General features: G+C 49.6%; 11 protein-coding genes. 7 read left to right on the forward strand and 4 right to left on the reverse strand.

Annotated features, from left to right (window positions below; genetic code table 11):
- The first annotated feature begins 57 nt into the window (after positions 1 to 57).
- From gor to ACN0VA_RS16025, 3 genes are all read left to right on the forward strand, one after another.
- Entirely contained in the window at positions 58 to 1,422 is a 1,365-nt protein-coding gene (gor, locus tag ACN0VA_RS16015; protein WP_417822131.1) for a glutathione-disulfide reductase, read from the forward strand.
- A gap of 471 nt (positions 1,423 to 1,893) precedes the next feature.
- On the forward strand, positions 1,894 to 3,249 hold the full coding sequence (locus ACN0VA_RS16020; protein WP_417822132.1) for a class II 3-deoxy-7-phosphoheptulonate synthase: 1,356 nt from the start codon (positions 1,894 to 1,896) through the stop codon (positions 3,247 to 3,249).
- Between the two features lie 127 nt (positions 3,250 to 3,376).
- Positions 3,377 to 3,949, forward strand: coding sequence for a hypothetical protein (locus ACN0VA_RS16025; RefSeq protein WP_417822133.1), 573 nt, complete (start codon positions 3,377 to 3,379; stop codon positions 3,947 to 3,949).
- Here ACN0VA_RS16025 and ACN0VA_RS16030 read toward each other — a convergent pair.
- Positions 3,946 to 5,361 (reverse strand): DUF294 nucleotidyltransferase-like domain-containing protein, encoded by a 1,416-nt coding sequence (locus ACN0VA_RS16030; protein WP_417822134.1) that lies wholly within the window; start codon positions 5,359 to 5,361, stop codon positions 3,946 to 3,948. The two genes, ACN0VA_RS16025 and ACN0VA_RS16030, sit on opposite strands and share 4 nt — an antisense overlap.
- A gap of 243 nt (positions 5,362 to 5,604) precedes the next feature.
- Here ACN0VA_RS16030 and ACN0VA_RS16035 point away from each other — a divergent pair, with 243 nt between their 5' ends.
- Positions 5,605 to 7,572, forward strand: coding sequence for a sodium:solute symporter family protein (locus tag ACN0VA_RS16035; protein WP_417822135.1), 1,968 nt, complete (start codon positions 5,605 to 5,607; stop codon positions 7,570 to 7,572).
- On the opposite strand, the gene ACN0VA_RS16040 is transcribed toward ACN0VA_RS16035, so the two are convergent.
- A complete protein-coding gene (locus ACN0VA_RS16040) occupies positions 7,569 to 8,462 on the reverse strand; it encodes a DMT family transporter (protein WP_417822136.1) in 894 nt (297 codons plus the stop codon). The genes ACN0VA_RS16035 and ACN0VA_RS16040 overlap by 4 nt on opposite strands.
- A gap of 60 nt (positions 8,463 to 8,522) precedes the next feature.
- Between ACN0VA_RS16040 and ACN0VA_RS16045 the strand changes: the two genes are divergently transcribed.
- Positions 8,523 to 8,813 carry a YciI family protein gene (locus tag ACN0VA_RS16045; RefSeq protein WP_417822137.1) on the forward strand — a complete coding sequence of 97 codons (291 nt, stop codon included), beginning with the start codon at positions 8,523 to 8,525 and terminating at the stop codon, positions 8,811 to 8,813.
- Positions 8,814 to 8,817: 4 nt separating this feature from the next.
- On the opposite strand, the gene ACN0VA_RS16050 is transcribed toward ACN0VA_RS16045, so the two are convergent.
- Positions 8,818 to 9,567 carry an NRDE family protein gene (locus tag ACN0VA_RS16050; RefSeq protein ID WP_417822138.1) on the reverse strand — a complete coding sequence of 250 codons (750 nt, stop codon included), beginning with the start codon at positions 9,565 to 9,567 and terminating at the stop codon, positions 8,818 to 8,820.
- A 117-nt stretch (positions 9,568 to 9,684) separates the two neighbouring features.
- On the opposite strand from ACN0VA_RS16050, the gene ACN0VA_RS16055 reads away from it, so the two are divergent.
- Positions 9,685 to 10,050 carry a DUF1476 domain-containing protein gene (locus ACN0VA_RS16055; protein ID WP_417822139.1) on the forward strand — a complete coding sequence of 122 codons (366 nt, stop codon included), beginning with the start codon at positions 9,685 to 9,687 and terminating at the stop codon, positions 10,048 to 10,050.
- A 153-nt stretch (positions 10,051 to 10,203) separates the two neighbouring features.
- The gene (locus ACN0VA_RS16060; protein ID WP_417822140.1) at positions 10,204 to 11,475 is read left to right on the forward strand and encodes an adenosylmethionine--8-amino-7-oxononanoate transaminase; all 1,272 of its coding nucleotides are present in this window, start codon (positions 10,204 to 10,206) and stop codon (positions 11,473 to 11,475) included.
- A 1-nt stretch (position 11,476) separates the two neighbouring features.
- On the opposite strand, the gene ACN0VA_RS16065 is transcribed toward ACN0VA_RS16060, so the two are convergent.
- A complete protein-coding gene (locus ACN0VA_RS16065) occupies positions 11,477 to 14,368 on the reverse strand; it encodes a hypothetical protein (RefSeq protein WP_417822141.1) in 2,892 nt (963 codons plus the stop codon).
- Between the last annotated feature and the right edge of the window lie 99 nt (positions 14,369 to 14,467).

Consider the following 14,467-nt stretch of genomic DNA (forward strand, 5'->3'; position numbering starts at 1 on the left):
CGCTTTTTTTATCGGCTCTATCTTCAAAACCAGACTTTTGATTGAAAGGGGCCAGACATGTCCAAACAATATGATTACGACCTCCTCACCATCGGTGCAGGATCGGGCGGTGTACGCGCCAGCCGCATGGCTGCACAAAAAGGCGCACGTGTCGCCGTCTGCGAAGAAGACCGGGTGGGTGGGACATGCGTTTTGCGCGGCTGTGTCCCCAAAAAGCTGCTGGTCTATGCGTCTGAATTTTCCGGTCATTTTCAGGATGCCAGTGGATTTGGCTGGCATGTCGGACAAACCGCTATTGACTGGCCTCGACTAATCGCCACAAAAAATAAAGAACTCGATCGTTTGAACGGGATTTACAACAACATCTTGTCCAGTAACGGTGTTGAAACCCTGCAAGGTCGTGGCACGATCATTGATGCCCACACCGTCGAAGTCGCCGGAAAACGCTACACTGCAGAAAAGATTCTCATTGCTGTCGGCGGCTGGCCGACGATGCCCGCAATCCCCGGCATCGAACATGCCATTACATCTAATGAAGCCCTGGATTTACCGGAATTACCACGCCGCATCACCATTGTCGGGGGCGGTTATATCGCGGTTGAATTTGCCGGTATTTTCGCTGGAATGGGTGCAGAAGTCACCGAAATTATCCGCGCTGATCGCATCCTGCGTGGCTTTGACGATGATTTACGATCCGAACTGGAACGTGAAATGACCAAACGCGGGATCAAAATCCTGTCCTCCACCACCGTTGAATGCATCAACAAAAAAGCCAATCATTTTGAACTGGTCCTCGGTGATGGCGAAAGCATTGAAACAGATGCCGTGATGTACGCCACAGGCCGCAAACCCAAAATTGACGGCCTTGGTCTTGAAGGCGTTGGCGTTACCATTTCCGACAAAGGGGCGATTAAAGTCGATGACAATTACCGCACCAATGTTGAAAGCATCTACGCCATTGGTGATGCCACCGACCGGGTTTGCCTGACCCCGGTTGCCTTGGCCGAAGGTATGGCATTGGTCAACCACCTGTTTGGCGGAGAAAGTGCGGGTGTGGATTATGAAAACATCCCTTCTGCCGTCTTTTCACAACCGCCTTTGGGTACCGTTGGCTTAACAGAAGCCCAAGCCCGTGAACGTTACGGCAAGGTTGATGTCTATACATCTGGTTTCCGTGCTATGAAACATACCTTGTCCGGGCGGGATGAACGCACCTTTATGAAACTGATTGTGGACCCAAAAACGGACCGTGTCGTCGGAGCACACATGATGGGACCGGATGCCGCAGAGATCATGCAAGGTCTTGGCATCGCTATGAAATGTGGGGCAACCAAAGCCCAGTTTGATGCCACCATCGGCATTCACCCCAGCGCCGCAGAAGAATTTGTCACCATGCGCGACAAACGACCTGAGGAGGAATAGCACCTCCTTTGTCCGACCATTAAAGTCGGGTAATTGACGAACGTCAATTACCCGAGCATTTTAGTTGGATATAAAAGGGGCAGTCGATGAAGCTCTTGTGATTCTTGATTTTTGGCTTCGCCCCTATAACTGACTATTTTAGTAATATACTAGTACAGTCATTTATTTTTAGGAGCCACACTGGAAATAATCGCGATAACATATGTCAATGCAGCCCCCCTCCCGCAGCGACATATGTGCGATTTAAGCGAGGGTGGAACGAACGGCCCTCCTTTTGTTCCACCCTCCCGCTTCCTTCTTTCCACGACATAAAATTACTTACAAACGCAACCAGCTTGCCGTTACGTCAAGCTTTCATAGAGTTTTCATAAGAAAGCGACGTTTTCTGCTGGAAATCCCATCGATTCCCTTTTATACGAGATGTACAGATTTTATTTTAAGACACATTTCAGATTTTAAGGATTCCAGACAATGGCCCAAAAATGGACCCCAGATAGTTGGCGCAGCAAACCGATCCGTCAGGTGCCGACTTATACGGATGCGGAAAAAGTAAAACAGGTTGAAGATACCCTGTCAGCTTATCCCCCGCTGGTCTTTGCGGGCGAAGCACGTCGCCTGAAAGCTGAACTCGCCGATGTTGCAATGGGCAAAGGTTTTTTACTCCAAGGCGGCGATTGCGCGGAATCTTTTGCCGAATTCCACCCCAATAAAATTCGCGATACCTTCCGTGTTTTGTTGCAAATGGCTGTGGTTTTAACTTTCGGGGCCTCCTGTCCCATCGTAAAAGTCGGACGTATGGCCGGACAATTTGCCAAGCCGCGTTCTTCCGATAACGAGACCATCAATGGTGTCACCTTGCCGAGCTACCGTGGCGATGCGGTCAACGGAATGGAGTTCACCGAAGAAGCCCGTATCCCGGACCCGGAACGCCTGATCCGTATGTACAATCAGTCTGCTGCGACTTTGAACCTGATCCGCGCCCTTGCGCAAGGCGGTTATGCCAACCTGAACAAAGTGCATAAATGGAACTTGGATTTCGTTTCCGGTACTGAGGAAGGCAACCGTTATCAGGATTTGTCTGATCGTATTTCCGATGCCTTGTCCTTCATGGATGCTTGTGGCGTCAGTGGCGACACGGTTGCGTCTTTGCGCGAAACAGAATTTTATACTTCACACGAAGCCTTGCTGCTCAACTACGAACAGGCCATGACCCGTCTGGACAGCACAAGCGACGATGAACAATGGTATGATACCTCTGCCCATCTGGTCTGGATCGGTGAACGTACCCGTTTGCTGGACGAAGCCCATATTGAATATATGCGCGGTATTTCAAACCCGATCGGCTGTAAAGTCGGCCCGACTATGACACCGGACGGCCTGATTGAACTGATCGACACCCTGAACCCGCAAAACGAAGCCGGTAAGCTGACCCTGATTACCCGCATGGGCGATGGCAAAATTGAAGATGGCCTGATCCCGTTGCTGGAACGCGTCAAATCCGAAGGTCGTCACATCGTCTGGTCCTGTGACCCGATGCATGGCAACACGGTTTCCGCCGAAGGTGGATATAAAACCCGTCACTTCGACGCGATTTTGGGTGAAGTCAAAGGATTCTTTGCCGCACATAAAGCTGCCGGTACACATGCAGGCGGCGTTCATTTTGAAATGACCGGTCAGAATGTAACCGAATGTGTGGGCGGAACTTACGAAGTCACCGAAAGCGAACTGGGTGATCGTTACCACACCCATTGCGACCCGCGCCTTAACGCCAATCAGGCCTTGGAAATGTCTTTCCTTTTGGCCGATGCGCTGAAGGGCGAACGTTAATCACATAAACGGGCATTTTCTCTTTAAAAGGGCTTCCTGAAAGAAGCCCTTTTTTTATTTGACTACCTCTGTACAATACAACTAAAAATAATACAGGCACCCTTAGCTGTAAGTATTGGGAAAAGTGATGCGCATTATTATAATTTTAATTACAGGTTTATTCTTATCAGGATGTGCCACGGATCAATGTGGCGTTAAAACATCTACGGGGCATTGTCTTGGCACCAGCGCATTCAAGAAAATATCATACGAAGAAGGGAAAATTTATTTACCTGAAAAATGGCGTGAAAAAGTTTTCATACATCGAGGGCGATCATTCTCCAGTCACTATCAAGAAAACATAATCCTACCTAACGCTGGCCTTGTATTAGAAAAATACTACCTCGGCGGATTTGCCGAACGCTTTAATGAAAATGGATTTAAACGTGTCTTAACAAGTTGGCCTGCAATCAATGACAATATCAATCCTCAGCATCTCAACTTCCAAAGCGCCCGAAATATTTATTTTGCCCCTTATAAAATGAAAGACCTTCAATGTTTTGTCGGACGTACATTCCTTGGGCAAATGCGCGAACTGACAAATGGGAATGGTCGTGAAGCCACATTACGCGGCTATTTATGTCAACCAAATACAATCAAACCAGAAGAAGCGCAGAGTAATTTCATTAACTTTATGGCAAACATAAAACTCAAAGATTAAAACACATCACCCGTAAACTCAGCCTTCAGGCGTTTGCGGAAAGCCTCGATATGGCGCAAGGCATTGCGTAGGTTTTCACGCTCACGCTTGCTTAGATCCTTGAACCGGACAAAGCGTGAAGCAAGAACCCCGTCACGATAATCCATGACTTGCCGATAGAGTAAGATATGAACCAGAAACGAAAAGGCACTGCCCAGATAATCAGCTTCTGTATCGCTTAAAACCCCGGCGTGATGAAGTTTTTCAATGCGTTCTTCTGTCGAAGTTACCTCAAGGGCATGGCGAAGGGATAATAAACGAATGCCTTCCACCAAAGGCAAGGTGCCCCGGTATTTCAAATCAATCATCTTATGCGAACCTTGCACATCCGGATCAGGTGCCAAACGCCCAAACAGGCCGAGGCCAACGCTATGGTCAGCTTGAGCGCGATGCATTTCCTGTAAAAAGAAATTATTTTCCCGAACCATTTTCAACACATTCTGGCGCAGATCATGGGCCAGCTCCACACGCCCCCAAACCGGCTGAAAATCAAAGAAAATATCTGCCAGACGCAAGGCCGCAGCGTTGCGTTTACGCCCCCACAGCCGTACTTGTTCCACCCATTGTGACAAACTTTTGCGCCACAGCGGATTGCTCGCCATAACATGCCCTTTGCAATAGGGAAAGCCGATTTCATTTAAATCGTGGCACATGCGAGCCGCCAGTTCGCGAAAGAACTGATCAACCCGCCCGTGGTCTTCGTCGGGGTAATCATCCAGAATAAAACCATTATCCTGATCCGGTGACAGATAGTTTTCCCCCCGTCCACCGGAGCCCATAACAATGACGCAAAACGCGACGGGTGGCGTGCCCCAGCCTTCGGCCTCCATATGCGCGAGGTTCATGGAGATAATACGCGCAACAATATCGTTATTTACATGGGACAACAGGTGCTGGATATAGGCGGCTGAGACATTATCTTCAAATAAATCCCGTGCAATTTCCACCTGCGCCGCCTTCACACCACGCAGGCTATCTAAATTTCCTTCTCCACCGAGACGGTCAATATGTTGGATCAAACGACTGGCCGCTGCCTCAACAGCTTCCCGATAGGCGATAACGCCCAACGGTTGCTTGGCCTGATCAACCACAATAATTTCATCAACTTGGCATCGGCGCATCCGCGCAATGGCGTGATACAGATATTCCCCTTCAAAAACCGTCAGGGCCTTATCGTCCATCACGTCTTCGATCAAGGTTTGCGGACCAAGCTTAAACAGAATTTTCTCAAGGATATCCTGTGTGCGCACCAGACCCGCAATTTTGCCGTATCCATCAATGACAATGCAACAAGGTTGTTTTTCTTCCGTCATACGTGCAATGGCATCGGCGCACGTTGTACCAAACGGCACGCAAACCTTGGCGGGATGCATAAACCCCTCCACCCGTCTGGCAAATATCTTGCTTTGTGATCGCATTTCTTCCCTACCCGGCCCCCTTATAGGATAAAATTGCGGGCGTATCATCCCATTATATATGATTTGTTGCAATCCGTCTTACATTGCGCAACAATCAAGCCACGCAGGGCGTGCCTTATCATAAAAAAACGAATGGCACACGCTTGGGGGCTTATATAAAAAACGAATGAAGCCCCTTTGACTAGGGAGATTAAGGGTTTGAACGAGAAGCTACTTTGGTTGCTTGCGTTTGTTGCATTATATTGGGCTTATTGCGTCTATCTGGGGATCCGAGGCGCACGCATGGCCCGCACCGCAAGCGATTATTTTCTGGCCGGACGCAGTTTGCCGGTTTGGGTTTTTGTACTGGCAGCCACCGCCATATCTTTTTCCGGCTGGACCTTTCTTGGTCATCCCGCGATGATTTATCGCGACGGTTTTCCCTATGCCTATATTTCATTTTTCACCATCGTCATTCCCCTGACAGGTATTGTCTTTCTAAAACGCCAATGGATGTTGGGGAAACGTTTTGGCTATGTCACACCGGGGGAAATGCTCAGCGATTATTATCAATGTGATCGCATCCGTTTTCTCACCGTTGTGGTTGCCGTTCTGTTCACCGTCCCTTTCATGGGTGTGCAATTGGGCGCTGCCGGATATCTGTTCAACGTTTTATCCGATGGCTTGATCAGCACGACCGCTGGCACGTTATTACTCGCTGTTGCGGTCTTTCTTTATGTCGTCTATGGGGGAATGCGCGCGGTCGCTTATGCAGACAGCATTCAATGTATCTTGTTGGCTGTTGGCGTCATCTTAACCGGAGCCATTGCCATCTATGCCATTGGCGGGGTGGATAATCTGCTCACCAGCCTCGAACGTATGGGAAATTCCGAATTTGGCCTGTGGGGAACGACCAAAGGGGCCGGTGGCGGTGATTATAACTCCTACCTTGCTGTACCCGGCATGATGCAACCTGTCAGCGGCGTTTCTGAAACCGCCGATACCGGTGGTCCCTGGACTGGAATGATGATCCTGACCTTCTTGATGGCCATGCTTGGCGTTCAGGCCTCCCCTGCCTTTTCGATGTGGAGCTTTGGCAACAATACGCCCAAACCTTTTGCCCCCCAACAAGTCTGGGTTTCCGGCCTGATCTTGGGCGGTATCCTGTTTATTGTCTCCACCGCACAGGGCATGAGTACGCATTTACTGGGGGCAACCCCGTCACTCGCCGGAAGTGGCGTGCCGATTGACTGGATTTTAACACCGGAAATTTCGGATATTCCCGATACCCTGGTCCCTTATCTGCTGACAATGGTACAGGACCAGATGCCTTGGCTGGTCGCCTTCCTTGGTGTCTGTGCCCTTGCCGGGATGCAATCTGCCGGGGCGGCCTATATGTCAACCGCCGGGGCCATGCTCACCCGTGATGTGTACAAACATCGCCTTCAACCCCAAGCCGGACACAGTATCCAAAAATTTGTTGCCCGCGTCTGCGTCCTTCTGATCTTGCTGGCCGCCCTCGTTGTCGCCTTAATGAACAAAGACACCCTTGTCTTGCTGGGCGGGATGGCGGTGGCCTTCGGGTTGCAAATGTGGCCCGCATTGCTGGGGATTTGCTGGTTTAAATGGTTTAGCGCACGCGGCATTAGCGCAGGGCTGATTGCGGGTCTTCTCGGCGTTTTCTTTACCGATAACCTCGGTGTCTCCCTACTTCATGCCATTGGTCTGGATTTCTGGGGACGCTGGCCCCTGACCATCCACAGCGGGGGATGGGGCATTGCCTTAAACCTGATTGTCTGTGTCACACTTTCCCTTCGATCACAAGACGAAGCAGAAGATAGCCATAAGGCCAGTTATCACCGTTTTTTAAAAGAGCACGCCACCTTGACCCCAAACAAACGCCGTTTGATCCCACTGGCATGGGGGCTGACACTTATCTGGGTTTTCTTTGCCATTGGTCCCGGCGTTGTCGTCGGGAACGATATCTTCGGTGCCCCAAACGCGGGACGGGACGGTTGGGCCTTCGGCATCCCTTCCATCTGGGCATGGCAAATTCTCTTTTGGTTGCTGGGCGTTGCCTTGCTGTGGTTCCTCGCTTACTTCATGGAAATGTCCACCGTCCCCGAACAGGACATCGAAGCCCTCAGCGATGACATTGGTGACCCGGGACTGGATGAAGCAAACTAAACTTCAGGCAAAACCTGTTGGGATTTCTGTTTCGCCAACTTGGCTTCCCTGCGCACAATATAAAGGGTTGAGGTGAAAATAATCACCGCGCCCACCCATGCCCATACATCTATGGCCTCATTAAAAAAGAAGAAGCCGATAAAAGACGCAAAGATCATATGGCTGAAATTAAAGGGCATGGAAACCGATGCATCTACCAGCTTCATGGCCTTTGCCATACCGATTTGCCCGCTTGAAGCAAACACCCCCATGCCAACCAGCCATATGTAATGTTCCGGTTCGGGCCAGACCCACACGCCAACAGCCCCGATCAGGGACAAGGGCGACATAAATAATCCCATATAAAACACAATGGTCATAGGATGTTCAGAAGACGATAGATGTTTGACCATCAAAACCGCAGACGAAATAAAAACAGCCGAGGCCAGAACGATTAACGTCCCAATTTCAATTTGTTCAATTCCCGGGCGAATAATCACAAGGGCGCCCAAAAAGCCGATCATCAACGCAACCCAACGATGGATACGCACCGTTTCACCCAAAATCAACGCCGCCCCCAATGTTGTAAATAAAGGAACGGTAAACCCAAGGGCCGTGGCTTCCGATAACGGGATCAGGGTTACGCCGATAAACCAACACGACATGGCTGCGGTACCCAATAAGGCACGAACACCATGCAGCTTGATCCGTTTTGTCTTTAAAATGGAAAAACCAGCACGTGCCACCAACGGCAACATAAACAGCCAACCGAAAAAATTACGGAAAAAAACCATCTCCAACGCAGGTATCGTACCGGATAGATGGCGGATCATGCCGGACAGGCAGGCCATCGTGAAACAAAAAAAGACCATCCAAAAGGCGGCACGTGTTGTCGGTGAAAAACTTTCCATTGAAACTATTTAATCGTATATGATCATAAAAACCAGATTTTCTTTAAAAGGATTCCCTTAATGCAATTTCTTATTATCGCACACGATGGCACCGACCCTGATGCAATGGATCGTCGACTTGCCGCCCGTCCTGCCCATTTTGAACGTGCACGCAAGGCAAAAGCCGACGGCACCCTGTTAATCGGCGGGGCCATACTGGATGAACATGATCAAATGATCGGCTCCAGCCTTTACGTTGAAATTGACAGCCGCGAAGCCCTTGATCAATGGCTGGCAGATGACCCTTATACCAAAGGCAATGTTTGGCAAACATTTGAAATTCATGTCATGCGCATTGCGGATCTGGATTAAGACGCTATTTTTCCAAATCCACGGTCATAAACTCCATCTCCGATGGCTTGCCGCTGCAAAACTTCCAAATGGGCTTACGATCTTTCTGCCACGGTTTTGGTAAAGCAAGCAAAGAAGACGAAACGGTTTGAAAACCAAAATCCGTTTCAATTTGCATCGCGCTGCGCGGATTTTCCAAACTTTTACGGCTGCCTAACAGGGCTTGCCACGCCATCCAGTCATCATTTTCCGGCTCAGGGGCCGGGGCGCTTCGAAACCGTGGCAGATGCAGCTTCAAACGGTCTGAATGTTTGGTATCGTTTAAATCATGTGCCGACAACATCGACAAACCATCCGGGATTTGATCGGTCTGAATTTGCAAACCATCATTTTTAATCCACCATGCGCTTTCATGGTCCGCAATAAGCATATTGAATGGGCGATAGGCTTCGGGGTTTAAATCTTCCAGTGATTCTGCCGCTAAATCGGCTTCGGCATGATCCAGGGCTTCCAACGGCAATTCCCCACGGGATCGAAAATCAGGATGGGCGCCCAATGTCCCCACCCGGTTCAAGACACAGGCCACGACCCCATCATCGTTGATGCCCATCCAGGTTCCGCCCGCCAGTTCATCACACCCCGCAATGACGTGGGGATATTCCGGCCAATGACGATCCGGTGGCGACCACGGACGATCTTTCATTTCATCCCGGTTTGCCCCCAATAAAAGGGGCCAGTCATGGTCGGGGCGGCGTAACAGGACAACAGTACACATGTCATTCAATCTTTTCGTTTAATTTGCCTTTCATTATCGCATAGTCCCTTGTCTTGACCAGCGAAATGCATATATTTTTTATAAGACTATAATCACAATATGAAATGGGGAATATCAATGAGTGACATTGCACGCACAATCCGGGAACGTGAACAGGCATTTGAAGCCCAGTATAAATTGGATGAAGAACAAAATTTTAAAATCCGTGCAAGACGTGACCGCCTTTTTGGCACATGGGTTGCCGAAAAATTAGGCCTGCAAGGCGAAGAAGCTCAAAACTATGCCATTGAAGCCGCACAACTTGATTTGGAAGAAGCCGGTGATGGTAACTTAATCGAAAAAGTCATTTCCGATCTATCTCTTGCCGGACGAAATGTTTCCAGTGACGAAATTCTAACAGCCCTGACCACAGCCTTAAACGATGCACAAAAATCCTTCGCCAATGAGTATCCCGAAGCACTGGATCAAGATCACCACCTATAACAAATGGATCGTAAATATCTTTTGCAAATCAAAACCCCGCCTGTCTGCGCGGGGTTTCTTCTGTAAAAACACAGACCTTGCATCACACCACTTGTTTACGTTACCAACATCATAGGCTTTTCACATTCCTTCGAAAACAGGACGCGCATTAAAATGACACAGCCCAAATGGTTCACCGACGGTTTTCCTCACATTTGGCTTCCATACAGTCAAATGAAAACGGCCTTGCCCCCCTTGGCGGCAAAATCCACACAAGGCTGCACCATTACCCTTGAAGACGGGCGTGAACTGGTGGACGGTATCGCCTCGTGGTGGACGGCTTGTCATGGGTATAACCATCCCCATGTGTCACAAGCGATCAAGGATCAGGTTGATGTCATGCCCCATGTGATGTTTGGCGGCCTCAACCACGAACCGGCGTTAAAACTGGCAAAACGTCTGTCCGATATGCTACCCGGTGATTTAAACCGTGTCTTTTATGTCGACTCCGGTTCTGTTTCGGTTGAAGTCGCCATGAAAATGTCCATTCAATACTGGATTAATAAAGGGCAAAAGGGACGCTCCAAGTTCGTCTCTTTCAAAGACGGATATCACGGAGACACATTGGGTTGCATGTCCATTGCCGACCCGGAAGAAGGTATGCATCACGTCTTTAACGATGTTTTATTCGACCAGTTTGTCGTCGATGTACCGCGCAGCCAAAATCAGCTTCAAGAATTCGATGCCTTTCTTGCCAAACACAAAGGCGAGATTGCCGCTGTCATCACCGAACCATTGGTTCAAGGTGCAGGTGGTATGAAAATGTTCAGCCCGGATGTCTTGAAAAACATGTGCGAAACAGCGCGAAAGCACGACATTTTGTTTATCGTTGATGAAATTTTTACAGGGTTCGGACGCACTGGCACCATGTTTGCCATCGATCAGGCTGACATTGTGCCCGATATCATTTGCCTGTCCAAAGCCTTAAGCGCCGGTATGTTACCACTGGCTTGTGCGGTTGCCCGCGATCATATTTTCGAAGCTTTCCTCAGTGACAGCTTTGATGATGCTTTACAACACGGTCCCACCTATATGGCCAATCCGCTGGCCTGTGCCGCCGCCAATGCAAGTTTGGACTTGTTCGATCAGGAACCCCGTCTCGAACAGGTGCAACATATCAATCGCAAACTGCGCAATGCCCTTACCCCCATGCAGTCTATCAAGGGGGTACGTGACATTCGCATTCTGGGTGCAATCGGGGTTGTTCAAGTCTGGGATATCAAGGATAGCAATTGGTTGAAAGAACGCTTCATCGAAGAAGGCGTATGGTTACGCCCGTTTCGTGACATCATCTATATGACACCCGCCTTTACCATCAGTGATGATGAACTGGATAAACTGACCGGGGCAATGGCACGCGTCTTGACCCAATGGTCCAAACTTTAAACTAATTTGCCTCGTCAATATCGCTGGCGTTGATGGCTGTCCCGGCACCGATATTGGCAACAACAGAATAGCCGCCACTGGCGGTGCCATTGGTGTCAACATACAGATTACCTGTGTCATCAACCACCACATTGGCACCGCTGGCCGCATTTGTCCCGTCATAGGTGCCTGTAATTTGTTCAAAAGTCATGGTACCCGGAGCAATCTGAAATGTTGCGGTATCCAAGGCGATTCTGTCCTCTCCACTGGTAAAATCAGTAATGACATCATCTCCATCCCCAAAACGGAAATAGAAAATATCGTTGCCAGCCCCGCCTGTCAGGGTATCTGCACCCGCACCACCCCAAATGGTATCGTTTCCGGCCCCGCCATCAATCAAATCCGCCCCGCCATTGCTGTCTGTTAAAAACGGATTGGACGCAATAAAGACATCATGCATTGAACTCGTCTTAGTATTCAGTAACCCTGTGTCGCCAGAGATAAACATAATCATTTTCCCATCCCCAGAAATATGCGCATTATGCGTATCAACCCCCGTTGGATCACTGCCCAAAGCTTTGCTAACTGAACGCACATCCCCTGTCAGCATGTCCTTAATAAAGATATCGCCATTTATCCCGTCCGGATCACTAAAGCCTAACAGGTCCGTTGCGTTGGAATGAAAGACAACATAGCGACCATCATCGGATACCGATGGGGAATAACTGCCATTGTCGGACTCACCACCGCCTGCTTTTTCGGTCACTTTCACCGTTGTATCGCTCAATGTATCACGTAAAAATACATCGCTGAACGCGCCGCTATCCGCGCCCCCGTCCAGATTTGTCGCATCACTTTGGAAAACAATAAAACGCCCATCAGAAGACACTCCCGGTTCATAGGAATTCCCGCCTGTGGCCTCGCCACCGCCTGTACTGAGCGAGGCGCGCGTCGTGGTACCATCTGAAATTTTATAAATAAAGATATCTTGATTGCCATTCCCGTCACTGGCGACCAGTTCATCGGCCCAGCTGGAATAAATCACATATTGTCCGTCCCCGGTAATTGTCGGCTGAAAAGAATCAAGGGTGCCATCTGCACTGCCGCCTGTTTCCTTACTAACAAGGGTCAAGGTCCCCGTCGTCAGGTTCTTTAAATAGACGTCGATACCGCCAGTTGCATCATTGGGGTCAAGGTTTGTCGCCGCTGTCGAAAAAGCAACCAGATTGCCGTCGTCGGAAACAGAATATTGGTCCACCCAACTACTTGCTTCGGTTACACCATCCTCATCAACCGACACTTTCACCAATGTTTCGGTGGCAATCTCGTAACGATAAATCTGTGCGTTGGTGTCACTGGATGAAACCACCAAATCGGTTGCATTGCTGGTAAAAAACACATAGCGCCCGTCCCCGGACATTTGCGCATTATATGACCCGCCTGTGGTTGAGGTCGTCCCGTCTGCTTTTTTGGACACCAATGTGTACGAACCACCGGCATCACCGACTTTATTCAAATCGCGTACATAGACATCGCCATATCCATTGGTGTCGTTTGCATCCAGTGCTTCAATCGTCGTATAGGCAATCTGGTCTTCATTATTACTGGTGATCCGGTAATTTCCGATATCCATATCACCGCCGCTGGTTATTTCCTGACCTTGATCATTTGTGGAAACCCGCCCGATAATGGGACCATCGCCATAAATGATATCGTCGCCGCCTTCCCCCAAAATGGTATCATTCCCTTGTTCCCCGACGATCCAATCGTTACCGTCCCCGGCCAGTATTGAATCCGCACTGTCCGTGCCGACAACCTGTTCTGGCGCACTGGTGCCGGAAACCTCATTTAATGATGTTGTATTTGTGGGTGTGGTCGTTGTTTTAGGATTGGTTGTATCTGTCGTTGTTTGCGGCACAACCGGATCAAGGGACGCGCTTAGAATATTGAAAGGATCTGTCGGTTCAACACCAATATCACCTGTATTATCCGCAGGTCCAAAGATATCCCCCTCATCACCACCGATCAGGTCAAAGTCGCCCTCTTCACCCACAATCAGTTCATCCATATTGGAAAAAACATCAACCTTGTCGTCCTGCGGGGCAAGGTCTTCGCCATTTCCATCCTCTTGCTCACCGGGGTCTTCGCCACCGTCTTGTTGGGGGTCTCCGTCTGCTTTGACCTCTTCGCCGTCAGCGTCCTCGCCAGTGTCTTTGTCGCCTTTTCCTTCACGCCCTCTATGCGGCGGGGGCGGCATAACGGACAAGGCCGTACCATACATCCGTTCAATTTGTGCCATATTCAACACAATCGGTGGCGGTGGCGGGGCAAACCCACTGGTCATCGCAATGGACTGACCGGGTTGGTTCAACACCTGAACGCCCCCTTCATTACGCACCACAATTTCGCCAATTTGACCATCTGCCTCGGGCATCAGGGTAATCTGGTTTTCCTGCCCTTCAGGTGCGGCCACGCCTGCGCCTTTGGTCCCTCGAATACCAATAGTCGCCACAGGTGTGTTTAAAACCATCGCGTCATCCTGTGTTTTGGCGATTTGACCACTGACAAACGAGAAAACCCCATCGGCGATACTCAGGGCCATTGAACCGCTTTCCCCGACCGGATCATAGACCATTTCGTCAATTATCAATTGGGCGCCACCGCCCAAGGCAACAGTGGTATCATCGGCAAAAATAAGACCAACACTACCACCATCGGAAACTTCCAGCGTATCGCCCATAAAAACACTGTCGCCTTCCGACAAGCTGACGATTTCCCCGTCCATGCGACGTACACTCAGGCTGCCGTTCAGGGTTTCTATTTGTCCCGCGGGCTCACTGGCCCCGGCAAGCTGCGCCAGTTGCACGCCTTTTTCCCCAAATGCATTCAGATCAAATAATATCTCTTCAGGCATGGCCTATCCTATCTCGGTGTTGCCCGTGGATTTTTTTCACAAGCAATAGACGGCAAGTATATCCTTTCCCTCCACATCTATCAATTATCGGTTATGTGA

This window comes from Terasakiella sp., from assembly GCF_048267425.1.
Taxonomy (GTDB): domain Bacteria; phylum Pseudomonadota; class Alphaproteobacteria; order Rhodospirillales; family Terasakiellaceae; genus Terasakiella.